Genomic DNA, 21,764 nt, shown 5'->3' with positions numbered 1-21,764 from the left:
TTAAAATTTATGACTTTGCTTTTGTTCAAACTAAACTAAAGCAAACTGCTTAAAACGATGGGTAAAGTGCTTGTTATGAAACAATATCCAATCGTCAAACCGAACGAAAACAAATTATACAATCATCTTTAACAATAATTAACTAAAAGCATCCAATAGCTGTAATAAATAACATTGATATTAGCATAAACAACCTGTAAATGAAATTCTACCTAACCTGTATTCTGATTCTCTTAATAAATCTGTCCGCATTTTCACAACAAGTTACAGTTAACGGTAAGGTAACCGATGAAAATAATAAGCCCATTCCCTTTGCCAGCATATATATTAAAAACACAACTAAAGGGACTTCGGCAAACAGTGAGGGCGAATATATTTTACAATTAACACCAGGCACATACAATGTGCAATATAAAGCTGTCGGCTATAAACAGGAAAGTCGTGAGGTTGAGCTAAAAACCAGTAAAACATTAAATGTGAGTTTAAAAACAGAGGCTTACCTGTTGAATGCTGTGGTAATCCGTGCGGGTGGAGAAGATCCGGCTTACGCCATTATCCGCAAGGCGATCAAAAAACGCAAGGCGCATTTAAAGGAAGTAAATGCTTATACCTGTACAGTTTACATAAAGGGATTGCAAAAAATGCTGGATGCCCCTAAAAAATTCATGGGATTTGATGTGCAAAAGGCAACCCGCGAGGCTGGGCTCGACTCTAACCGCAGGGGAATAATTTACCTGTCGGAATCACAATCGAAATATAGCTTTCAACAACCTGATAATGTGCATGAGGAAATGATATCATCAAAGGTATCGGGCAGTAATAAAGCCTTTAGCTATAACCGTGCATCGGATGTAAAAGTTGATTTTTATGAGAATATCCAGAACTGGGAAGGCCTGAGCAACAGGCCCGTAATATCACCAATTGCTGATAATGCACTATTTTACTACAACTATAAATGGATGGGTGAAAGCATCGAGAATGGTGAAACAGTAGATAAAATAAAAGTTACACCTAAACGCTTGTATGACGCTTGCTTCCAGGGTTATATATACATTTTAGAAAACGACTGGCGTATATACGGACTGGATCTGTTCATCACAAAAAAACAGAATATAAATTTTGTAGATACCCTGAAATTCAGCGAACAGTTTTTTCCTGTAAGCCCGAAAGTTTGGATGCCATCATCAGTTAAATTTGAATTTACTGCAGGCTTGCTTGGCTTTAAGATAGGTGGGTATTATATATCTGTTTATAAGGACTATGATCTTAACCCTACCTTCACCAAAAAAGAATTCAATGAAGTGCTGCTGATTAAACCGGGTGTAAATAAAAAAGATTCTGTGTTCTGGGAAAACGAGCGACCAATACCGCTAACCGATGAGGAAAAGACCGATTATCAGAAAAAAGCGATACTGGCTAAAAAGCGTGAATCAAAACCTTACCTCGATTCGCTGGATAAGGTGAATAATAAATTTAGTCCGGGTGAATTTCTGCTTGGCGGATATCATTATCGCAACCGTTATGAGCATGAATATTACAATTTCGACCCATTGCTGACCGCGATAAAATTTAACACCGTACAGGGTTTTGCTATAAACTATGGTGCTTCCTTCAGTAAACGGATTGATAGTATCAATAATCGTTACTTGATTATCACGGCTAAGGCCGGTTATGGTTTTTCTGATCATAGATTTACAGGTACCATAAATACCAGCATCCCCGTTGGTAGTTTCACGCTTGGCATAAATGGCGGTTCGGAAATTACTGATCTGAACAATACTCAACCAATTTCCTCATTCCTGAACTCAATGTATAGTCTGTTTGAGCGGGAAAACTATGAAAAGCTGTATCAAAAGCAATATGTATCAGCATCGCTGCATAAACGTATAATTGGCGGCTGGCAGGCCACCGCGAGCGCGGAATATGCTGATAGAAAATGGTTGCCAAATGCATCCTCTTATAGTTTTTATAATCCCGGTAATAAAGATTATACATCAAACAACCCGCTATTACCCAATCAGGATGTTCCTTTATTCCCGGAAAACCAATCGTTTAAAGTTACCATACGTACCACTTATGATTTCAGCGATAAGTATGAAACCTATCCCGATGGCAGGCATTACCTACCGTCAGATTATCCAACTATTGGCCTAACGTATACCAAGGGGATTAAAAACCTACTGGGTTCGGATGTGGATTATGATCTGCTGTCTGCCGATATATCAAAATCTAATATCAGCATGGGGGTATTTGGAAAAACATCGTTTTACGTAGGTGCCGGTAAGTTCTTAAACAGTAACAGTATTTTTTATCCCGATTATAAACAGTTCTCAGGCAATCAGATCTTATTTTCAAACGGCGGTATCAATACATTTTTACTGTTGAACTATTACACATTCAGCACCTATACAGAGTATGTTGAGGCACACCTGGAGCATAATTTTTCAGGTTTTATCCTGAATAAGATCCCGCTGATAAGAAAATTAAAGTTGCAGGAAATAGTGGATGTAAATTATTTAAGCACGCCAACATTAAAGAACTATACCGAGCTGGGTTTCGGCCTGCAATACTTGAATTTCCGTATCATGTACGGCACTTCATTCAATAGCGGCAGTAATACAAATTCGGCAATAAGGTTGGGGATAAGTTTTTAAACTATGAATTGAAAAACATGTCATGCCGAACTTATTTCAGCAATAAACCTAATTGTCATTTCGAACGAGGTACGAAGAGAAAACTTCTTCAACTTGTATAGTTCGTATTGCAGATCGAAGAAGATTTCTCTCTATCGTTCGAAATGACATAGGTAATAGATGATTATTCTATTCACCAATATACTTCAACACCTGCATTTGCTCATCATCACCCAGCAGATCACCATCATATTTCCATTTATCATCTTCTGTAATAATGATCTTGCCTAAATAATCAGGATTATCTTTATCCGACAGTTCATCATTTATGTCATTAATCTCAAGCGGCTCTGTAAACAATGCGGACTCATCATCAAAAGCATCCTTATAAATCTTATAAACACCGGTATTTTGTAAGCTACCATTGTCATCTTCTTCTAAAACAGGTTCAATAATAACTTTTCTTGGCGAGCCATCAGATTGGGTTAAACTTAATTGTACCGGAGTCTTCATGTTGATGTGGTTAATGATATGTATACATGAAGATAACAATTATTGTTTGAAACCAATTTAAATGTAGGCTATCCATTTTTCATATCTCTTATATATTGCCGTATTTTGGCCTTATCAGCCTGCGCTTTGGTGAGTTTTAGCGCGGTTTCAAAATTGGCTATGGCACATGTATTTTCTATTCCGGAATACAGGTAGCCCATTAAACAATGGTATAGATAATTGCCGTTTAGCCCTAATTTCTCGGCTTCAATAATTGCGGCCTCCTTCCCTATTGTTTTTGATAACGCATAAGTACGGTTAAGCGCAGCTATAGGCGAATATTCCAGTATCAGCAAGGTGTTATAAAGCTGCAAAATATGCTCCCATTTATCCGCAGTTCTGGTAGTGTGCCAATAAGCTATAGCAGCTTCTACATGATATTTTGAGATGGTATTTCCAACGGAGGCTTTGTTTAAATAATGCTGCCCCCTTGCAATCAATTCATCATCCCAAAGTGAGGTATCCTGCTCTTCGTACAAAACTGATTCGCCGTGTTGCCCCAGCCTGGCCTCAAATCTTGATGAGTGAAAACACATCAGTGCCAGCAAAGCATTTACAGTTGGCTGGCTTGTTGCTTCATTTCCTATGAGCAGATAGGTTAGCCGCATCGCTTCAAGGCAAAGATTCTTTCGGAGTGATGTATTTTGCGACAATGAATAATAACCCTCGTTAAACAACAGGTACAGCGTTGTGAGCACCGTATTAAGCCTGGAGGCCACTTCTTCTTTATTCGGAAACTCTATTTTAACCTTTTCGGCCCTTAATTTTTCCTTCGCCCTAAAAAGACGTTTATTAATGGTTTCTTTATTAGTTAAAAAGGCATCAGCAATTTCTTCAATACCGAACCTGCAGAGTATCCGTAATGATAAGCCTATCTGCGCCTCAGCAGGTATAACAGGGTTGCAAATAGCAAACATCATTTGCAACTGACTGTCAGTTATGTTCTTGCCTGACAGGTCTATTTCTATTTCATAAGTTTCGGGGGAATTGTACGCTACTGCGCCGACTATCTTATCAGAGAACAGCTGGTTACGTTTTAAATAGTCTTTGGCTTTATTTTTTGATACTGCATATAGCCAGGCCACAGGATTATCGGGCAAACCCTTTTGGCCCCAGGTTTCGGCGGCCTGCATAAAGGTATCACTTACTATATCTTCGGCAACCTCAATATGATCAAAGCCGAAAAATTTACCGAGTACAGCTGTTATTTTGCTGTACTCGGTACGGAACAGGTTTGGTATAAGCTCTTTGTCTTTTTCCATAAAAGAAGTTGCTTATACGCTAAACGGCTGTACCTTCACATACAACTGTAGGTATAATACTCCTTACCTCAACACAGCCCCCGGCGTTAAATACCGGGCAGCCTTTGGCCAGTTCAATGGCTTCTTCAAGTGTTTCAGTTTTTACAATAATGTAGCCGCTTATCATTTCCTTAATTTCGGCATAAGGACCGTCGGTTACCATATTGTTTTTTCTAACCACTGCACCCTCGAACCCAAGCCTGTTGCCAGGGTTTGATAATTTGTTTTGTGCCGCCATGCCGCCCATCCAATCGCGCCATTGCTTTAAAATATCCTGCATTTGTTCAGGTGAGAACTGTACATCAGGATTCTGTTCATTTCTGAAGATCAAACTAAATTCATTCATGGTTTTAAGTTTTTAATTTATATACCTCAATGACGATCGGCTGTTTGATAATTGGACAGCCCACTGAAAATTATTTTTAAATTAACTTACCTGGAACTTCTCCCTGTATTCAGTGGGTGTCATACCTACCGATTTTCTGAAAATCTTTCGGAACGCTTTAGGGTCATTGTAACCTGAGGTATAGATAACCTCGGTCATTTGCTTATCGGTTTGCTCCAGCAGCTTTTTAGCTGCTGCAATGCGGGTATGCTGTAAGTATTCAATAGGTGTAATGCCGGTAACCTGTTTAAATCGGCGTACAATATTGCGGCGACTGGCGGGTATATCCTTTATGATCTCTTCAATGGTACAGGAATCACCATAATTACTTTCAATTTTTTGTTGTGCCGATGCCACCAGTTCATCATGATGGTTATGAAATGGCTGGAAAGTACTGAAATAAGATTGGCTATCCCTGTCCATATCAATGGCGAAGAATTTGGCCGTACGTACAGCCTTATCCGCGCCACAATATTTTTGTATCAGGTGCAATAATAAATGAAAGGTTGATGTTGCACCTCCGCTGGTATATAGCCGACCATCTTCAGTAACGGTTTTATCAGCCTTAAGCTTTATAGCCGGAAATGCTGATGCAAAACCGTTACAGGCATCAACGTGAGTAGTAGCAACTTTGCCATTAAGCAAACCTGTAGCACCTAGCAAAAATGCACCGGTACAAAAGGTAGCTATCTCCGCCCCTGTTTTATATTGATTGATTATCCAGGGTAAAAACTCATGGTTCTCATATATGGCCTGTTGTATATTATCGGTATTAAATGCGGGTATCAGCACCAGGTCTTTCGGCGCGGTATCATCAATGCATTCACATTCGTATCCCATTAGCGAATACTCATCATCCCGGGTATTTAACAAGGTAATGTTAAAAGGATTTTCCTGCCCCGCATTGGTATAAAACTTGTTTACAGTTTCAAAAACATCCAATATGGCTGCTATGCTCAATAGCCGGTTTTGTTTGGTTATTAAAAGGCCTGTCTCAATCATAATTGGTTAAGTATTAAATGTAAACATAATAATTTTGTCTTAAATGCCCCCTAATATTGACTTTTTTCGCCATTAAATATTAATTCCCTATTGATACATTTGATTTGTAAACCAAAATAACAATTATGAGTAACAGGGTAATGCATTTTGAAATACCATCAGATAACCCGGAAGCCAACATGAAATTCTTCAGCGAAGCTTTCGGCTGGACATTTAAACAACTTGGCGATCGTCCCTACTGGCTGGCAGTTTCTGGCGATGGCAACACGCCGGGTATAAATGGAGCTATAATGAAAAAACGTGCTGTTGGTCAGCCATTGGTAAATTCTATTTTAGTTGATGATATTGACGATGCAGTAAAAAATATTGAGAAAGCAGGTGGCAGGATCCATATTCCTAAAATGTACGCTCCGGGTTATGGCTGCATAGCCTTTTTTGCCGATCCTGACGGCAACATGCATGGCATTATGCAACCTGATGAAAACATAAAATGAATATAAATATGATAGATAACAATAAAACACTCTCAGAAATCAACAAAACCTTTGAGGAATTTATACTGATACTTTCCTCATTTTATGATGAACAGATCAATAAAATTCCTTTTGAGGGCAGCTGGACACCCGGACAAGTCACACAGCATATTATCCTGTCGGTTTCAGGATTTGTTGACCTGATGAATGGCCCCGACGAGGAAACTACAAGGCAACCTAATGTGTATGTAGCTAATATCAGGGAGGCATTTTTAAATTTCGACATAAGAATGCAGTCGCCTGATTTTGTAATTCCTCCTGCTAAAAATTATAATAAAGAAGAATTGTTGCTTACATTAGATCAACTAAAAACCCAATTAAACCAGATCATACCTGTAAAGGATATGACCAAAACATGCACTGGCTTTGAATTACCTGTGTTTGGTCACCTAACAAGAACCGAATTAGCAAACTTTATTGAAGTGCATACAAAAAGGCATCTTCATCAATTAAAAAACATCTATAACAAAATCAATTACTAAAATTAAAATCACTATGAAATTTATCGAAGTAGTCTCTATCCCGGTAAGCGACCAGCAAGTTGCTAAGGAATTTTACCTTAAAATTGGCTTTGAACTTATAATTGAGGCCCCTATGGGCGATGGCAGCACATGGTTACAATTAGGTTTAGCCGGACAAGCAACATCTATATCATTAGTAACCTGGTTTAAAAATATAGCTCCCGGCTCATCGCAGGGCCTGGTATTGTACACCGATGATATTGAAAAGGAAGTGGCTGAATTAAGAGCAAAGGGCATAACCATGAAAGATATTGACCCTACCCCGTGGGGCAAATTTTCAGAGTTTTCTGATCCCGATGGTAACAGCATGGTTTTGCGCCAGCCATAATATATCCATTTAATTATGGTAGAGGTTTTCAAAACAAATATTGCTAAAGTTGGTCAGTCAAAATTACTGGTCAAAAAGCTATTGCAGCATTTTCCCTCAAGCTACATTAATTTCGATCTGGATGATTGCGATAATGTATTGCGGGTTGAGGGTGATAATATTTGTCCTGAAAAAATAATCACACTGGTAACTGAGCACGGTTACCAGTGTGAAGCTTTAGCCTGAGTAATTGTCTTCGTTCCTTACAGCAATGACGCATGGTTAGAGACTTACGAAGTTTTTAAAACTTCGTAAGTCTTTTTCTAAGCCGACTACCTATACGTCTCCTTGTGATTAAAATCAAATATCCTTGAAATAGTGAACCCTATACGGTATTGCCCTTTTGAAAAGTTTTCCCGTGTATTACTTAAATAATTGATAGGATCAATCGCGTTAGCATTGGTTATGTTAAGAGTAAACACGTGACCGCCGGTTTCAATCTCAATACCAAATCCAAGCGGATCATGGAAACCATTGGCTGATGTGCGGAAAGATGAGAAAGGATGCGCATAATCAACCAATACACTCATATGATTGGTTACTTTTAGCTTAGCCGCGCCAGCCAGGTTAAAAAAATGTGTTTCAATTCCGAGAACGTTAGGATCAGCAGTATTGGTGCTCAAATAACCCGGGGATACCTGTAAGGTAAATATTGAGGTTATCTCTCTTGAGATGATCGCCTGCCCGAACCACGACAAACGGTCGCTGAAGGTATCATACGATCCGTAAGTATTTACACCCGATTCGCCAAGCAATGTTAGTGACACCGGTATGCTGCTATCGCTGGTTTCATGCAATACAGCATATTTAAGGTCGAGATTAACTAACTTGCCGAAAGTGCTTCTACCAAAATCAACATTCAGGTTATCGGTTAAACCGTATTCCAAGCCGATGTATACATCATTAATATCATCCAGTCCATAAAAAACCTGTCCGCCGCCATTCTTTCCAGCCAGATCACCAAAACGGTGGATGATCTGAAAATTAAGGTTGTTCTTTTTTACCGTTTGTGTGCTTTGCGATAAAATAAGCCTTGTTGATTTAAAGGCAACAACAGGATGTTTTTTATCATCAGTGCTCATCGAGTTCAATAATGAATCAGCCGATGAGGTTGAACTTTTACTTTTAGTTGTATCGGTTTGCTGTGCTATTAAGCCCTTGCTGATGATGAGCAGGCTAAATAAAATGAGGTACTTTTTCATGTGATATAGTATTGTGGTGTGTTATTTATTAAGTGTATAAGTTGCCGAAACATTCATTTTTATGGTTTCAGCTATGTTATGGAATACCAGCCGGGGTATTTCAATATGATGGTCGGCGCATTTTACCATAAACTCTGAGGTCATGGTTATCATCCCATTCTTTACTGTCACATTGCCGGGTATGGTTCTTTTTTGGGTGACACCATGCACGGTAAGCTCGCCGGTTACCGTTACCGCTGTGCTCCCGTCTTTTGTGATATCAACTTTCTCATTGATCTTTCCCTTAAAGGTTGCCCGAGGGTATTTATCACTCTCCATATAATCGGAGTTAAAATGCTCCTGCATTAATTCCTTATCAAACTTGAATGAACTGATAGCTACGCTGAAGGCTAATTCGCCGGTGGCAACATTGTAAACAGATGCTGCTGTGGATGTTGTGGCTTTAATATCTTCTATTGGAGCTGATGAAAAAAGACTGATAGTTGCATTTTTACAGGCATAGAGGGTCTGCCCCGCCTGGTTTGAGATGCTCATCCAGGCGAGTAAAATAAATGTTATGTGTTTCATATTTCTAGGGTTTTGATAGCGGGTTTATGTTCCAGGTGAGCCCTACCGCAACACCCGTTGTTTGCAGCCTCACCTGGCTGGCACCTACATTTGATAAAGGAAGTTTTAAATATGGTTGCACGCTTACACCGAATTTTGAATTTACCTGCCGGGTGTAAGTGGCCTGCAGGTTGAGTATGCTGAAGAAGTATTTATTGGGATTAGGTACATTAAAATAACCTGGCCCGCTTGAACCTGCCGCATAGTTAAAATCATAGCTTTCATGCAGCATTAAATAGGATGATATACCTGTGCCTACTGAAAACTTATTACGGTGTTTGGCATATAACTGGTAATCAACATTAAGCGGGATATCAAGCATACGGCAATCAGCCTGCACACTTACCGGGTTGGTAGGGAACTGGTAAGCAGTGTGGTAATTGTTAAAACCTGTCATATATGGTTTTGATGTATAGGTAACGCCTGTGCTGATAGTTAATTTTTTAAATACACCTGCTGAAAATAACAAACCAATATTTGTACCCACTTTAGAATCCTGTAATGAATTAACCCCATTCAGATCCGAAGCCGCAAGTACAGTTAATGCGTAGCGTGGATGTTGCGTAAATGATTTTTTTATAGTGACTTTATTTTGTGCTATTGCTTTTGTACTTGCCTTAGGCGATACATCAATTGTATCAATGTTTTGACCCGCTATTGTTGCATTATCATATACAGGCTGATTATTAAAGGCCAGCAATTCATCACCTGTTTGCCGGTTTTGTGCGCCAGGCAATTGTGTTACCCCGGTAGTATCGCGACGGACTCCATCAGCGGATGAGTTAATTGACGACTTATTTATAAAATTATGCCTGGTATAAGGTGAATTGTTATTAGTAAAATTGGCAGGTGTTAAATTCTTTTGTTGCCCAACAGCTTGTTGCTGAGTGGATCCGCCACTTTTACCGGGATTCTTTTGCTCATGGTTCGCAATATCATCTTTCATTTTCTGATCGTTAACAACAGTTTGCTGTGGTTTTTGCTGATGCATAACAACAGGTTTTAAAAACCATATGCCAAAAAGTATTAATAGCAAAGCAGCAACACCACTTAAAATTGGCAGCCAATAAATAATAGCAGGGCGTTTTTTATTGTCATCCAACATTTTTTCCATAGCGGCCCAATCATCATCCAGATGTGCTGAATGATCATCGGGATTTTCCAATCCGCTTTTAAAAATGTTATCTAACTCTTTATCCTTATCCATTTTCATCCCCTGATGTTATTGTTGAAGAAAAATGACCTCAAATTGTCTGTCCCATTTATTGCTACTATTGAATTAAAATCCATCCCCCTGTTATAATTAGTTTTATTAGCCATTGCATCGGCCTCAAAAACCATTTGTTTTAGCTTTTGCCTTGCTTTATGCAGGTTTGATTTAGATGTACCGGCATTTATATTCAGCATTTCGCCTATCTCCTCATGCGAGTAACCTTCAATTGCAAAAAGATTAAATACCGTTCTATACGCTTGCGGAAGCCGTTGCACCATATCCAAAAGATCATTATATCTCAGGTTTTTATCGGCCATATCGCCATCGCTCATATGCTCGGCCTTTTCAAGATCATCAGCATAAGCCATTTTAAGATTCGAGCGGTAGTAATCTATTGAAGTATTGATCATTATTTTACCCAGCCATGCCTTAAAAGGCTTGGCGCTATCATAGCTGTCAATGCGTGTAAATATCTTGAAAAAACCCTGATTCATCACTTCTGCAGCCTCATCCCTGTTGCCGGCGTAGCGCAAGCATATCCCCATAGCAAAGCCATAGAACGCTTTATAAAGCATCTTCTGGCTTTTCCTATCCTGCTTTTTACAGCCCCCGATCAGTTGATGTAGCTCTTCTTCGCCCATATGGGTTCTAAACTTTGCTTATGTAAATATCGTTTAATCTTTTCCTATCACGCAACACGATCCATAAAGGTTGCCTGCTGTCAGAAAAAAAAATAAAAAAATATTAAGGCGGATAAATACTGTGCAATTCAACTAAAAAAAACAGACTAATATTTAACTATTTTCTATTCATTTAAAAAGATTATAACTTACAGGTAAATTCTATTGTATTTATTTGGTATTATTGTTTTATGAGACCGCTGTCTATCCCTCATTACATCAATACTTACTTAAACGGTGAAAACTTTACAATTGATAAGCTCCCGGTTGTTAATGCTGCCTATCAAAAATTATTGAAAGGTGAACCCGAAGTTTCTATAGTGATGCCCGCCTATAATGAGGAAGCCACCATAGCACCTACCCTGGCCTCGTTGTGTAATAATATTACCAATAGATCGGTTGAGATTATTGTGGTTAACAACAATTCAAAAGATAACACAGAAAATCTTGTAAAAGCATGTGGCGTTACCTGTATACTTGAAACCACACAAGGTATCACACCTGCACGTAATGCAGGACTAGCTAAAGCTAAGGGAAAATACATCTTAAATGCTGATGCAGATACGATTTACCCTAAAGATTGGATAGAGGAAATGATTAAGCCCCTGGCTGATAATGATGATGTGGCTATAACTTATGGCCGTTTCTCATTTATCCCGGTTGGCAGCACAGGGCGTTTTACTTATTTTTTTTATGAGCATTTCTCTGATCTGAGCAAGCTATACAACAAGCACTTTAAGGCCGAAGCCGTGAACGTTTATGGCTTTAATTCCGGCTTCAGGCGTGAGCAGGGCTTGCAGGTTGATGGCTTTAATCACCCTCCCGGTACTAATGAGGATGGTTACCTGGCGCTCAAACTAAATAAAAAGGGATTTGGAAAACTCTTCAGGGTAACAAGCCCAAAAGCTATAGTATGGACAACTGATCGCCGTATTCAAATAGACGGAGGTATGTCAAAAGGATTAGTAATTCGGATAAAACGGTTATTTAACATCAAGTAACTACTGGTTAAATATCTCGGGGAATTCCGCTTTTAAGTTTACTAACACATCATTAATTACACGGTCAAGTTCCCGTACATGCGCATTCAGTTCATCGGGGCTGCTATTCTGGTAGTGTTCCAGTTGTAATATGGTATCCTTTAATACATCTACCTGGAAATGCCCTATCGATGATTTCATCTTGTGGGCCAACTGTCCTACCTCGCGCCAGTCGCCTTTTACTGCGGTTTCTTTAAGTAATTCATTGTCTTTACTTATAGTATCAGCAAATACGGAGATCAATTGTTCAAAAAACTCCTGGTTATTATCACTAATGGCATAAATCATAGCCAGATTGTATGGTTTACTATAACTCATATAATGGTTTATATAATGGAGGTATTAAGATAGTTAAATTCATCCATTAGTTTTATTAAATTATTAAGAAACAATAACAATGAATATTTCGTAAAAATAGTTGTTTTATAAACAACAGTTATTATACTTATTAAAGCATTAACAATTGTTTAACAAAACATCTACATTTCAATAAAACTTCTCTTTACAATAAAATTTTAATTATTTTAGCTACATCGTTTTTAATTTCCCTATGAGTTTACCCCCAGCTAATAAAATCAAAATCCTGATAGTTGAAGATGATGTATATATGCAGCTTATTTTAAAGCAATTCCTAAGCCATGTATATGAAACGGAAGTATGCGTTAATGGTATGGATGCGCTTACATCCATACAAAATGGCAACATTCCCGATCTGATCATTTCCGACCTTAATATCTCAAAATTAAACGGTCTTGAACTGATCAGCCAGCTGCAGGCGAGCGATTTCTTTAAAACTATACCGGTTATTATAGTATCGGGCGAGGATAGCTCTGAAAAAAGGATCATGTGTTTAAACAGTGGTGCCGACGATTACATCGTTAAGCCATTTAACCCCGCCGAACTTGAGGCGCGTGTGAGAGTAATATTACGAAGGATTAATAGATAGCCCACTATGACTGATTCTACCTCATCAAAAAGCGATCAAATAATTTCATTACTCCGTTTCGATGCTGAATTATATGCTGAATTAATTAACTCTTGCAATTTTGAAGGAAGGCAAATTATCAACTTTGAAACTGATGATGATCTGATTAATGAATGGCAGTCGAAAAATTTAAATATAGTCGCTATTATCTCGAAAAGCGACATATTGGGTAAATACGGTGTAAACCTTATTGAAAGTCTTCATAAAAAAAACCTGCCTGCTGTGCCTGTAATATTAATAGGCAAACACATGGATAAAAACTTGCGTAAAATTGCTTTGAGCGCCGGTATTACAGATTTTTTTACCCGGCCTGTTAATTTTGAGCATATTGAAAAACGTGTTAATTTTTTAATTAACAATTGGGCTGATCTTAAAACCAATTTAAAAACAAAACCTATTACCACTTATAAAACCCCATTTGGTAAACGCGCATTTGATATCTTTTTCTCGGGTTTGGCTTTATTGGGTTTATCACCTGTGTTTTTGGTCGTTTATTTGTGGATTAAGCTGGAATCAAAGGGCCCGGCATTTTATTATTCATTTAGGGTTGGTACCGGTTACCGGGTTTTTAAGTTTTACAAATTTCGCTCCATGTATGTAAATGCTGATCAAAGACTAAAAGACCTCAAGCATTTAAACCAATATAATATTGATGCGGCTGCGAATGATAAACAAACAACAGTTGCGGCAGATGCAGATAGTTTATGTAATGACTGCCTTTCATACGGCAAGTGCCAATTCCCACTATATGCTGATAAAGTAAGATGGTGCGAAAAACAATATATCGATTCACGGAAAACGATGGTTGGATCGGCATTCATTAAAATAAAGGACGATCCGCGTATTACCAAAATTGGCAACGTGATCAGGAATTTAAGTATTGATGAATTGCCGCAGCTGTGGAACGTATTTATCGGCAACATGAGTATTGTTGGCAACCGTCCGTTGCCATTGTATGAAGCTGAAAAACTAACCACTGATAAATATGCACTGCGTTTTGCAGCACCGGCAGGTATTACAGGCTTATGGCAGGTTGAAAAACGTGGTAAGGGCGATATGAGCGAAGAAGAAAGATTGATGCTGGATAATACTTATGCCCAAAATCATAGTCTTGCTACAGATTTGAAACTGATATTCAAAACCATACCGGCACTATTGCAAAAGGAAAACGTTTAAACACGTACCCACTCCTGCTTAGTAAAATCATATTGCTTAATAACTTTTGCCGGGTTACCGGCTGCAACTGAATATGGTGGTATACTTTTAGTTACTACTGAGCCACCGGCTACAACACTATGCTTGCCAACAGTTACACCCGAGGTTATCACCGAGTTGGCTGCGATCCAGCAATCATCCTCAATAATAATGGGCGCTACCAGGATCTTTTGCTGAGAGATGGGCATATTTACATCTGTATACTCATGGTTTAAGCCACTGGCAACTATATTTTGGGCGAATATTACGTTGTTGCCAATATTAACAGGGCCTATAATCACATTGCTCATGCCTATCAGGGTATTATCGCCAATGATCACATCACCCACTCCATTGTTGATAGTTGAGAAAGATTCAATGGTTGATTTTTTGCCTAGCTCAAATTTATTAAAAGGCAACACATCAACCCGTGTGCGCCATTTTATGCTTGATCCGCTCCCCCGTTTATGAACGAACGGGTTTACAAACCATTTCACCCACAGTCGTGGCCTTGCTTCACCGGTGGGTATAAGCATCCAATGTATGAACTTTTTTAGCCCTGGGTTACTTTTTATATTATCTTTTATCGACATAAACTGCTGTTAATTTAATAAGGCTATTGTCTTTTTGCCTTTTCCCAAATGGCGCTTTGCCTGCCTAATGAATAGCGCCTTATACCCATCAATACTGCATAATTCATCATACAAAAATAGTAGGGAATAAAAAATATCTTCACTTTTACATTCCGTTCTTCCATTATCCAGCCCAATATGGCCATCAGGTAAAATGCCACCTGGGCAATTAATAGCAGCTGATATATAAAGGAGCCATCCCCACTAAATACAATAATAAAATTAAGTATCAGCGCCAGTATCATCAGGAATGGCACAATAGTCCACCGTAATACCCGGTGACTAACATATTGAAACGAAAGCACAGGTATAGGAAATGGATTAAGCAATGATTTCAGCCAGATGATAGATTGTATACCACCCGCTGCTATCCTGATCTTGCGCTTCAATTCCTCAGTTACATTTTGCGATGCTGATTCTGTAGCATATGCTTCCGGCTCATATATAACACGATAACCTTTTTCGGCCACCAGTAATGATATCATAAAGTCATCCAATATGGTATCTGGCGATACAGGCACATAAAGTGATGTGCGAATACTAAACAGTTCGCCTGCAGCACCAACAACCGAATACAGTTCCGAATCCCATGTTTTTAGTTTGGATTCGTATTTCCAGTAGAAGCCCTCACCTGCTGTTGCATTATCAGCATCAGCATAAACCCTTTTTTCACCTGCTACCGCGCCAACCTTAGCATCACTATAGTGGCGGCATATGTTTACCAATGCTTCCGTATTTAAAAATGTGTTGGCATCGGTAAATATCACAATTTCAGTATTTACGGTATCCATTGCACGGTGTACGGCAGCAATTTTCCCTTTGCGCTCATTACTATGCATGTGCCTTATCTGCGGATATAGTTCAACTATTGCCGCTGTGCCATCTGTAGAGCCATCGGTAATAAAAACAAACTCCAGCTTGCTGGCAGGATAAGTTAATGAAAGACTATTCTTTATTTTCTCTTCCATCACCCCATCCTCGTTATAAGCAGCAACCACTAAGGTGCAGGTGGGCAAATTATCCATATCAACAATAGGTAATACAGGTTTTCCCTTTATTAGTCGCTTTATTTTTATTAAAACAAACAGTAATATACCATAACCAAAAAAGGCATAGAACGTAATGAACAGACTGATCCAGAATAATATTTTCATTTTTATTTAATGGGATATCCCAATTTTGTACTGTTAACGCCTTGTGTAATATTCCACCATATGGCATTAAACAACTGTTTTGTAAAGCCGTGATATCCTTTCTTTTTGTAGGCTATTATGTTACGCGGCACTACCAGGCATATAAAGTAAATATAAAAAAATAAGCGCGCCTGTATGGGCGCATTACGTCGAATGAACAGAATCCTGTTCCTGTTCATAAAATATTCCTTTAAGGCACTGGCCCTGCCTACCGATACGGATTCTTTATGAAAGATCAATGCTTTGGTTTCCACCCATATCTGGTAACCTTCCTTCTTAATATGATCGCACCAATCCATTTCTTCATAGTACAGGAAAAAATTTTCGGCCATTAAGCCAGCTTTATTAATCGCCTCTTTTCTTGCCATCATTGCTGCACCATGTGCGTATGCCGTGAGGCCTGTGCTATTGTCATACTGGCCTTTATCTATCTCAAACTGCCCCACACAATAATTACGGCAGGTATAATAATTCATTGAGGTAAAACCTGCATATTGCAGTGTATCAGGCTGATCAAAATAGCGAATCTTTGGTGACACCATACCAACTTCCGGATGTATATCCAGTATGCTGACTAACCTTCCTACCAGGCCTTCGGTAAATTCGGTATCGTTATTTACAAAAAAAAGATACTCGCCAGTGGCTTCTTTCACCCCTAAATTGTTCCCACCGGCAAAACCAAGGTTAACATCCGAACGTATAAATTTGAATGTGGGATATTTAGACTGCCACTTCGGTACATCATTAACTTTACTCCCATTATCAACTACAATTATCTCTATATTAGGATACGTGTTTGTTAAACTTATTGACGATAACAGTTGTTCAGTAATAAGCGGCTGATTATAGTTTACCGTAATAATGGAAACAGTGTTCATTTGGTGTTTATACGTAGATTAGCTGTAAATTAAATATTATAATTGAGCCGAGAAAATAATATTAAAAAGAAAGATGAGGATTTTCAACGCATTGCTGAAAATGAGGCCACTATTGACAAAAAACTCAGCGAACTGATCGATCTGATTTCAACAAAAGATATCAATATTGAGACCGCCAAAGAATTTCAACAGCGATTTCATAGCGCGATAAAGAAATCGGGAATCAAAAGTGATCAGATCGAGGCATTTAAAAGTTTAGATGACAAGGAGGCATCGCGCGAGGAATTGCTTGATGAATTCAGCATATTATTATCGGCCAATCAGTTCGGCAGTAAATTACCAAAGAAGCAGGAACGCGGCGAACGTCTTTCAAAAATTGTACTCGTAATTATCAGCCTGACCATGATAACGCTTGGTTTTGGTATGATCATTATGCCGGCCCCGCCCTATTTTGAAATGTTCACCATCTTTTATTTCAACGAAAATGACGGCATTACTATAATGGACCTTATCTCGCTATTAATTATATTAGCAGGGGTATATTTCCTCATTAAAGCTGTGGTTCGTGATCCCCTGAAGAAATGATATGATGAGCATTAATTTGAAAAAAATATTGTTGGTTGATGATAATCAATTGTTTCTAAAAATGTTATCAAAGGCATTTAAAAAATCCGGCATTGAATGTATTACAGCCGAATCGGGCTTTGACGCGCTTGAAATATTGAAAACCATTACCCCTGATGCCATATTATCAGACTATGAAATGCCAAATATGAATGGCATTGAATTCAGGGAGCAATTGATGGATGATAATGCATTAAATAATATCCCCTTTGTTTTTCTAACCTATATTACTGATAAGGAATTAATGGTGAAAGGCCTTAACCTTGAAGCCGTTGATTATGTAACAAAGGATACTCCTGTTAATGTTATCGTTTCAAAGCTCAACAACCTGATATATACCGTACACAAACAACAGGAGCTATCAAAACAGGAGCTTAAAAAAGCGGCTGAGGCACTGAATGTAAGATCAATACCTAACAAAACACCTGTGGTTGATGGATTTGAAATCAACTTCTGGCATCAGCCCTATCAGGACATTCCCGGTGGGGATTTCATTGATTTTATACAGGTTGATAATCGCTATACATTTATTGTTTTGGGTGATATTATGGGCAAAAAGTGGATGGCCTGGTTTTTTACCTTTAGTTTTTTAAGCTATGTAAGAGCAGCAATACGTTTCGGCATACTTAACCATGATTATTCCGTTGCCAGCATACTACAAAAGGTTAACGATGTGATATGTTATGATGATGTGTTAAAGGATATTCTTTCAAGCTTGTCGTTATTAATGATAGATAATGACACCCAACAAATAAGCTACTCAGGCGCGGGCGATCTGCCCCTATTGCATTATGAAGCAGAAACAGGGCAGCTTAAAAAAGTTTGTGCCGACGGTATATTACTTGGTATGCTTGCCAATAGTGTTTATACTGAGCAGCATATTAGCTTAGCCAATAACGACCAGCTATTCATCTTCACAGATGGAATGATCGATTTTTCGACTGATAAAGGTAAAAAGAGCGATTACGATGGTTTTATGAATAATCTTAAGCCATTCTTAAACAAAAGCAATAATTTTAAAGAGTTAGAGACAGATCTGTTTGAATCCGCACCGGCCACACGGGTTGATGACTGTAGTATTATAAATATTTATAGAACCGCTTAATATGATCAAATTAATTAAAGATGAAACTAATCATCTGTTAATAGAAATAACCGTTTCTGAAGCAAACCTTGAAAATGCTGATGCGTTTAAATCACAGGTTATACAATTGCTGGATGCCCATGCCAAAAGCTTGGTAATTGATTTTAATAAGGTTGAATACATTGATAGTTCATTTCTTGGCGCATTAGTTGCTGTTTTAAAACATGCTATAGCCATGAAGAAAGAGGTTATATTAATCGGCCTTAAAAAAGATGTACATGAGCTGTTATTATTGATCCGTTTGGATAAGGTTTTTAAAATTTATAGCAATTACAAAGAAGCATTAACACATTTATAATTATACTAACTGAATGGCCGGAAAGAGATTTGATTTTTTGAATAACGATGAAACCATTACTCCTGTTTTAAAGCAAATACTGGAATACATAAAAAGTGCGCTGCCTGCAAAAGTTAATGCTGACAACACACTATTTAAAGCAAAGATTATTATAACTGAATTACTTACAAACGCGTTAAAGCATTCCCATAGCAAAAACACTATAATTGATGTTAAGATCACCAATAAAATCCTAACCATAACAAAAACAAATTATAGCGATCCGCTTGCTTTAATAGCTAAAACTAATGCCAGCCGGCATACAGTTGCCATTACAAAAGATATGCTGCATACGCTATATGCTAAATTTACAGCTAAAGACCAGTTGCAGTTTATTTATGAGGAGAATAATATAGATGATACATCTTCAATAAATGATATTATAGAGCATTTTGGACTGCTCATTATAACCAAGGCTGCAGATATATTTGTTTATACCTATGACCATCATCTACGATCAAATACTTTTGTGGTAACTATAGAATATTAACTACTACACTTCCTCTGCGGCTCTTTTAGGCCTGAACTTTTGCCGTACTGCTGTTAGTACGGTTTTGCTTTCGTTCCAACCAACAGTATATACATGCCAGAAAGAGAATTTATGCCACTTGTTAAGTGCCCAGTAACCTATTATTACACCTACCAGTATAGGCATTACAGTAGTGATGGCAATACCGTAAATATTGCCGAATATCTTGACACCCAATATATCAAAGGTGATATTAGTAGCCAGCATTACCAGCACTTTATAAAAGTTGACTTTAGGTTTATGTATCACATCCAATGTAAGTGCAAAAAACCTGTCGGCCGGGTATAACAACGCAAATGTCAGAAATAGCCTGAACACATTTGCTGCTATAGTACTTGATGGCGTATGTCCCGCTATAATATAAATAGGAATATTTGCCAGCAGCCAACCTAATACCGCAATTGGTATCAGCAACAGTGTAAGCATACCAACGTATTTTTTCATCACATATATCACACTATCCTTATCGCCCAGGTTAAATGCTTTTGATAACGAAGGCATAGCGGTAGCCGCAAAACTGCGCAATATAATTTCAACCGCCTGCATCAATGTTTGGCCCAAGTTGTATATAGCCAATGCGCTATTACCCAACAGCATTTTTATGATCTGGGTATCTGAAAAACCAAACATATTAGCGCTCAAGGTAGTACCAACGCTAAATTTGCCAAAATCAAACAGATCTTTTATTCCTTTTTTTGTGCGTTTACTAAATGTGTTTATCCGCGACCAGCCAGTGCTGAGTGCAAATATACTGGTGACAAAATGTGAAAATACATAAGTCATTATTACCCATTCAAGGTTCATTCTTTTGAAGATCAACAGCAATACCATGTATACAGTAAAACCTCCCTGATTTACCAGGCGAACATATAATAACCTGTCGAACCGTTGCTCACCCTGTATAACACAGGTAGTTATAAACCATGGTAGCATACATATAAAGCATGGGGAGAACCACCGCAATAGCAAAACATAATCCTGATCGTGTATTTGATTTATAAAAAATAGAAAAGGAATGTTTATTACCACAAGTATACCAGTAATACACATACCAATAAACCATGCCGAGCCGGCAATTTCAGCAGCACGTTCAGGGCTTGAACCCGCGTAAAACTTAATAAAGGCTGTTGTTAATAAGCCGGAACGAAAAGTATCAATAAATACTACTGTGGCACTAAAATAAACCCATATCCCAGCCTCGCTCATAGGTAATGAACGGTAAATAATTGCCATTGTTAGCATGCCGAGACCCGACATGATGACATTACCGGATAGTGATAGGAAGAATTTATTTTTAATAACAGCAGCTACTTTTGATGGCATATATTTACAAAGTTATCCGACCTGATTAATATAGCAACAAAATTGTGTTTATAAACTAAATTTTTGGCATATTAGCTTAATTATGAACGCAAATGAAAGTCATTTCCCTGAAATTACTTTATTAATAACCCACTACAATCGCAGTAGTTCGCTGGAAAGATTACTGCAAACATTTATTAATCAACACATAACGTTTGGCGACATAGTAGTTTCTGATGATGGCAGTAAACCAGAACATCTCGACAAGCTTACAGCCCTGAGTAGTAAATTTAATTATAGGTTGATAACCACGCCAAAAAATAAAGGCTTGGGCAACAATATCAATAAGGGTCAGGACGCGGTTAATACACCCTATACTTTATATATCCAGGAGGATTTTGAGCCTAAGGAAGCTTTTCTTGAACATTTTAAAGATGCACTTGACCTGATGAATGAAGATGCCGGCCTGGATATTGTGCGTTTTTACGCCTATTTCCAGTACCCTTATTTAAAATCTTATGCCAAAGGATATGGCGAAATGATGTTTAGTCCCAGCTTTTTCGCCAATAATCACCTCAAGTTTTATGTTTATAGTGATCACCCGCATTTAAAACGCAGTAATTTCTTACAAAAATTCGGGCGTTATCCCGAGGGAATTAAAGGTGATCTGACCGAATACCGCATGGCGCTTTCGTTCGTTCAAAATAAAGGCCGGGGATTGTTCTATGAAAACTTTAATGATCTGTTCTACCAAAAAAATTCAGCAGATGAACCAAGTACTATGGGTCGCAGCAGCTGGCGCGAAAGTAAAAATCCTGCGGCTTTAGCCGCACGGACTGTTTACCTGCAATTTAAATTGATGAGATGGACTTACGATTATTTTTTCAGGCACTATAATAAGTAATAGCTTT

25 protein-coding genes and 1 pseudogene are annotated in these 21,764 nt (G+C 38.2%); 13 read left to right on the top strand and 13 right to left on the bottom strand.

Annotated elements, in window-relative coordinates:
- Nucleotides 1-200: 200 nt before the first annotated feature.
- Nucleotides 201-2,654: a DUF5686 and carboxypeptidase regulatory-like domain-containing protein gene (locus tag BLU33_RS10080; protein WP_091371899.1), complete on the top strand. Its 2,454-nt coding sequence runs from the start codon at nt 201-203 to the stop codon at nt 2,652-2,654.
- Nucleotides 2,655-2,822: 168 nt separating this feature from the next.
- On the opposite strand, the gene BLU33_RS10075 is transcribed toward BLU33_RS10080, so the two are convergent.
- The 4 genes from BLU33_RS10075 to BLU33_RS10060 form a co-directional block, all read right to left on the bottom strand.
- Nucleotides 2,823-3,146 (bottom strand): hypothetical protein, encoded by a 324-nt coding sequence (locus tag BLU33_RS10075; protein WP_091371895.1) that lies wholly within the window; start codon nt 3,144-3,146, stop codon nt 2,823-2,825.
- 68 nt (nt 3,147-3,214) lie between these two features.
- Nucleotides 3,215-4,447, bottom strand: coding sequence for an RNA polymerase sigma factor (locus BLU33_RS10070; RefSeq protein ID WP_091371891.1), 1,233 nt, complete (start codon nt 4,445-4,447; stop codon nt 3,215-3,217).
- A gap of 19 nt (nt 4,448-4,466) precedes the next feature.
- Entirely contained in the window at nt 4,467-4,832 is a 366-nt protein-coding gene (locus BLU33_RS10065) for a YciI family protein (RefSeq protein ID WP_091371888.1), read from the bottom strand.
- 81 nt (nt 4,833-4,913) lie between these two features.
- On the bottom strand, nt 4,914-5,873 hold the full coding sequence (locus BLU33_RS10060; RefSeq protein WP_091371885.1) for a GlxA family transcriptional regulator: 960 nt from the start codon (nt 5,871-5,873) through the stop codon (nt 4,914-4,916).
- A gap of 125 nt (nt 5,874-5,998) precedes the next feature.
- Between BLU33_RS10060 and BLU33_RS10055 the strand changes: the two genes are divergently transcribed.
- From BLU33_RS10055 to BLU33_RS10040, 4 genes are read left to right on the top strand one after another with little or no spacing between them, the layout of a single operon-like run.
- Nucleotides 5,999-6,367, top strand: coding sequence for a VOC family protein (locus BLU33_RS10055; RefSeq protein ID WP_091371882.1), 369 nt, complete (start codon nt 5,999-6,001; stop codon nt 6,365-6,367).
- An 8-nt stretch (nt 6,368-6,375) separates the two neighbouring features.
- Nucleotides 6,376-6,888, top strand: a complete 513-nt coding sequence (locus BLU33_RS10050; protein WP_157682107.1) for a DinB family protein — start codon at nt 6,376-6,378, stop codon at nt 6,886-6,888.
- A 13-nt stretch (nt 6,889-6,901) separates the two neighbouring features.
- Nucleotides 6,902-7,255 (top strand): VOC family protein, encoded by a 354-nt coding sequence (locus BLU33_RS10045; protein ID WP_091371876.1) that lies wholly within the window; start codon nt 6,902-6,904, stop codon nt 7,253-7,255.
- 15 nt (nt 7,256-7,270) lie between these two features.
- A complete protein-coding gene (locus tag BLU33_RS10040; RefSeq protein ID WP_091371874.1) occupies nt 7,271-7,480 on the top strand; it encodes a hypothetical protein in 210 nt (69 codons plus the stop codon).
- A gap of 86 nt (nt 7,481-7,566) precedes the next feature.
- Here the strand turns inward: BLU33_RS10040 and BLU33_RS10035 are convergent, their stop codons facing one another.
- The 4 genes from BLU33_RS10035 to BLU33_RS10020 are packed head-to-tail and all read right to left on the bottom strand — an operon-like array spanning nt 7,567 to nt 10,956.
- Nucleotides 7,567-8,496, bottom strand: coding sequence for a DUF5777 family beta-barrel protein (locus BLU33_RS10035; RefSeq protein WP_091371871.1), 930 nt, complete (start codon nt 8,494-8,496; stop codon nt 7,567-7,569).
- A 21-nt stretch (nt 8,497-8,517) separates the two neighbouring features.
- Nucleotides 8,518-9,063 carry a YceI family protein gene (locus tag BLU33_RS10030; protein WP_091371867.1) on the bottom strand — a complete coding sequence of 182 codons (546 nt, stop codon included), beginning with the start codon at nt 9,061-9,063 and terminating at the stop codon, nt 8,518-8,520.
- A 4-nt stretch (nt 9,064-9,067) separates the two neighbouring features.
- Nucleotides 9,068-10,309: a hypothetical protein gene (locus tag BLU33_RS10025; protein ID WP_157682106.1), complete on the bottom strand. Its 1,242-nt coding sequence runs from the start codon at nt 10,307-10,309 to the stop codon at nt 9,068-9,070.
- Nucleotides 10,310-10,311: 2 nt separating this feature from the next.
- Nucleotides 10,312-10,956 carry an RNA polymerase sigma factor gene (locus tag BLU33_RS10020; protein ID WP_091371862.1) on the bottom strand — a complete coding sequence of 215 codons (645 nt, stop codon included), beginning with the start codon at nt 10,954-10,956 and terminating at the stop codon, nt 10,312-10,314.
- Nucleotides 10,957-11,186: 230 nt separating this feature from the next.
- On the opposite strand from BLU33_RS10020, the gene BLU33_RS10015 reads away from it, so the two are divergent.
- The gene (locus BLU33_RS10015; protein ID WP_091371859.1) at nt 11,187-11,996 is read left to right on the top strand and encodes a glycosyltransferase family 2 protein; all 810 of its coding nucleotides are present in this window, start codon (nt 11,187-11,189) and stop codon (nt 11,994-11,996) included.
- Here the strand turns inward: BLU33_RS10015 and BLU33_RS10010 are convergent, their stop codons facing one another.
- Nucleotides 11,997-12,353 (bottom strand): Hpt domain-containing protein, encoded by a 357-nt coding sequence (locus BLU33_RS10010; RefSeq protein ID WP_091371856.1) that lies wholly within the window; start codon nt 12,351-12,353, stop codon nt 11,997-11,999. It abuts the gene before it with no gap.
- 232 nt (nt 12,354-12,585) lie between these two features.
- Here BLU33_RS10010 and BLU33_RS10005 point away from each other — a divergent pair.
- Nucleotides 12,586-12,969: pseudogene (locus BLU33_RS10005) on the top strand (response regulator transcription factor); the annotation flags it as partial.
- Between the two features lie 18 nt (nt 12,970-12,987).
- The gene (locus BLU33_RS10000) at nt 12,988-14,196 is read left to right on the top strand and encodes a sugar transferase (protein WP_091371849.1); all 1,209 of its coding nucleotides are present in this window, start codon (nt 12,988-12,990) and stop codon (nt 14,194-14,196) included.
- Here the strand turns inward: BLU33_RS10000 and BLU33_RS09995 are convergent.
- The 3 genes from BLU33_RS09995 to BLU33_RS09985 are packed head-to-tail and all read right to left on the bottom strand — an operon-like array spanning nt 14,193 to nt 16,917.
- Nucleotides 14,193-14,807, bottom strand: a complete 615-nt coding sequence (locus BLU33_RS09995) for an acyltransferase (protein WP_091371846.1) — start codon at nt 14,805-14,807, stop codon at nt 14,193-14,195. The genes BLU33_RS10000 and BLU33_RS09995 overlap by 4 nt on opposite strands.
- 23 nt (nt 14,808-14,830) lie before the next feature.
- Entirely contained in the window at nt 14,831-16,000 is a 1,170-nt protein-coding gene (locus BLU33_RS09990) for a glycosyltransferase family 2 protein (protein ID WP_091371842.1), read from the bottom strand.
- Between the two features lie 2 nt (nt 16,001-16,002).
- Nucleotides 16,003-16,917: a glycosyltransferase family 2 protein gene (locus BLU33_RS09985; protein WP_091371837.1), complete on the bottom strand. Its 915-nt coding sequence runs from the start codon at nt 16,915-16,917 to the stop codon at nt 16,003-16,005.
- A gap of 42 nt (nt 16,918-16,959) precedes the next feature.
- Between BLU33_RS09985 and BLU33_RS09980 the strand changes: the two genes are divergently transcribed.
- The 4 genes from BLU33_RS09980 to BLU33_RS09965 are packed head-to-tail and all read left to right on the top strand — an operon-like array spanning nt 16,960 to nt 19,512.
- Nucleotides 16,960-17,502 carry a hypothetical protein gene (locus BLU33_RS09980; RefSeq protein ID WP_091371834.1) on the top strand — a complete coding sequence of 181 codons (543 nt, stop codon included), beginning with the start codon at nt 16,960-16,962 and terminating at the stop codon, nt 17,500-17,502.
- 16 nt (nt 17,503-17,518) lie between these two features.
- Nucleotides 17,519-18,646 carry a fused response regulator/phosphatase gene (locus BLU33_RS09975; RefSeq protein ID WP_172829238.1) on the top strand — a complete coding sequence of 376 codons (1,128 nt, stop codon included), beginning with the start codon at nt 17,519-17,521 and terminating at the stop codon, nt 18,644-18,646.
- 1 nt (nt 18,647) lies between these two features.
- Nucleotides 18,648-18,983, top strand: coding sequence for an STAS domain-containing protein (locus BLU33_RS09970; RefSeq protein WP_091371828.1), 336 nt, complete (start codon nt 18,648-18,650; stop codon nt 18,981-18,983).
- Between the two features lie 13 nt (nt 18,984-18,996).
- Entirely contained in the window at nt 18,997-19,512 is a 516-nt protein-coding gene (locus tag BLU33_RS09965) for a hypothetical protein (protein ID WP_091371825.1), read from the top strand.
- Nucleotides 19,513-19,515: 3 nt separating this feature from the next.
- Here the strand turns inward: BLU33_RS09965 and BLU33_RS09960 are convergent, their stop codons facing one another.
- Nucleotides 19,516-20,874, bottom strand: coding sequence for an oligosaccharide flippase family protein (locus BLU33_RS09960; RefSeq protein ID WP_091371823.1), 1,359 nt, complete (start codon nt 20,872-20,874; stop codon nt 19,516-19,518).
- 82 nt (nt 20,875-20,956) lie between these two features.
- Here BLU33_RS09960 and BLU33_RS09955 point away from each other — a divergent pair, with 82 nt between their 5' ends.
- Nucleotides 20,957-21,757 (top strand): glycosyltransferase family 2 protein, encoded by an 801-nt coding sequence (locus BLU33_RS09955; protein WP_091371820.1) that lies wholly within the window; start codon nt 20,957-20,959, stop codon nt 21,755-21,757.
- Nucleotides 21,758-21,764 lie beyond the last annotated feature (7 nt).

The organism is Mucilaginibacter mallensis, assembly GCF_900105165.1.
Classification (GTDB): domain Bacteria; phylum Bacteroidota; class Bacteroidia; order Sphingobacteriales; family Sphingobacteriaceae; genus Mucilaginibacter; species Mucilaginibacter mallensis.
This window is presented reverse-complemented; position numbering and strand designations above follow the sequence as displayed.

Excerpts from the sequence above, each read along its gene's own strand:
- BLU33_RS10050 (WP_157682107.1), top strand. The coding sequence starts at position 6,376 with ATGATAGATAACAATAAAACACTCTCAGAAATCAACAAAACCTTTGAG.
- BLU33_RS09960 (WP_091371823.1), bottom strand. The coding sequence starts at position 20,874 with ATGCCATCAAAAGTAGCTGCTGTTATTAAAAATAAATTCTTCCTATCA.
- BLU33_RS10080 (WP_091371899.1), top strand. The coding sequence starts at position 201 with ATGAAATTCTACCTAACCTGTATTCTGATTCTCTTAATAAATCTGTCC.
- BLU33_RS10045 (WP_091371876.1), top strand. The coding sequence starts at position 6,902 with ATGAAATTTATCGAAGTAGTCTCTATCCCGGTAAGCGACCAGCAAGTT.
- BLU33_RS10070 (WP_091371891.1), bottom strand. The coding sequence starts at position 4,447 with ATGGAAAAAGACAAAGAGCTTATACCAAACCTGTTCCGTACCGAGTAC.
- BLU33_RS10015 (WP_091371859.1), top strand. The coding sequence starts at position 11,187 with ATGAGACCGCTGTCTATCCCTCATTACATCAATACTTACTTAAACGGT.
- BLU33_RS09990 (WP_091371842.1), bottom strand. The coding sequence starts at position 16,000 with ATGAAAATATTATTCTGGATCAGTCTGTTCATTACGTTCTATGCCTTT.
- BLU33_RS10065 (WP_091371888.1), bottom strand. The coding sequence starts at position 4,832 with ATGAATGAATTTAGTTTGATCTTCAGAAATGAACAGAATCCTGATGTA.
- BLU33_RS09970 (WP_091371828.1), top strand. The coding sequence starts at position 18,648 with ATGATCAAATTAATTAAAGATGAAACTAATCATCTGTTAATAGAAATA.
- BLU33_RS10010 (WP_091371856.1), bottom strand. The coding sequence starts at position 12,353 with ATGAGTTATAGTAAACCATACAATCTGGCTATGATTTATGCCATTAGT.
- BLU33_RS09965 (WP_091371825.1), top strand. The coding sequence starts at position 18,997 with ATGGCCGGAAAGAGATTTGATTTTTTGAATAACGATGAAACCATTACT.
- BLU33_RS09995 (WP_091371846.1), bottom strand. The coding sequence starts at position 14,807 with ATGTCGATAAAAGATAATATAAAAAGTAACCCAGGGCTAAAAAAGTTC.
- BLU33_RS10055 (WP_091371882.1), top strand. The coding sequence starts at position 5,999 with ATGAGTAACAGGGTAATGCATTTTGAAATACCATCAGATAACCCGGAA.
- BLU33_RS09955 (WP_091371820.1), top strand. The coding sequence starts at position 20,957 with ATGAACGCAAATGAAAGTCATTTCCCTGAAATTACTTTATTAATAACC.
- BLU33_RS10025 (WP_157682106.1), bottom strand. The coding sequence starts at position 10,309 with ATGGATAAGGATAAAGAGTTAGATAACATTTTTAAAAGCGGATTGGAA.
- BLU33_RS10000 (WP_091371849.1), top strand. The coding sequence starts at position 12,988 with ATGACTGATTCTACCTCATCAAAAAGCGATCAAATAATTTCATTACTC.
- BLU33_RS10020 (WP_091371862.1), bottom strand. The coding sequence starts at position 10,956 with ATGGGCGAAGAAGAGCTACATCAACTGATCGGGGGCTGTAAAAAGCAG.
- BLU33_RS10040 (WP_091371874.1), top strand. The coding sequence starts at position 7,271 with ATGGTAGAGGTTTTCAAAACAAATATTGCTAAAGTTGGTCAGTCAAAA.
- BLU33_RS10075 (WP_091371895.1), bottom strand. The coding sequence starts at position 3,146 with ATGAAGACTCCGGTACAATTAAGTTTAACCCAATCTGATGGCTCGCCA.
- BLU33_RS10035 (WP_091371871.1), bottom strand. The coding sequence starts at position 8,496 with ATGAAAAAGTACCTCATTTTATTTAGCCTGCTCATCATCAGCAAGGGC.
- BLU33_RS10030 (WP_091371867.1), bottom strand. The coding sequence starts at position 9,063 with ATGAAACACATAACATTTATTTTACTCGCCTGGATGAGCATCTCAAAC.
- BLU33_RS10060 (WP_091371885.1), bottom strand. The coding sequence starts at position 5,873 with ATGATTGAGACAGGCCTTTTAATAACCAAACAAAACCGGCTATTGAGC.
- BLU33_RS09985 (WP_091371837.1), bottom strand. The coding sequence starts at position 16,917 with ATGAACACTGTTTCCATTATTACGGTAAACTATAATCAGCCGCTTATT.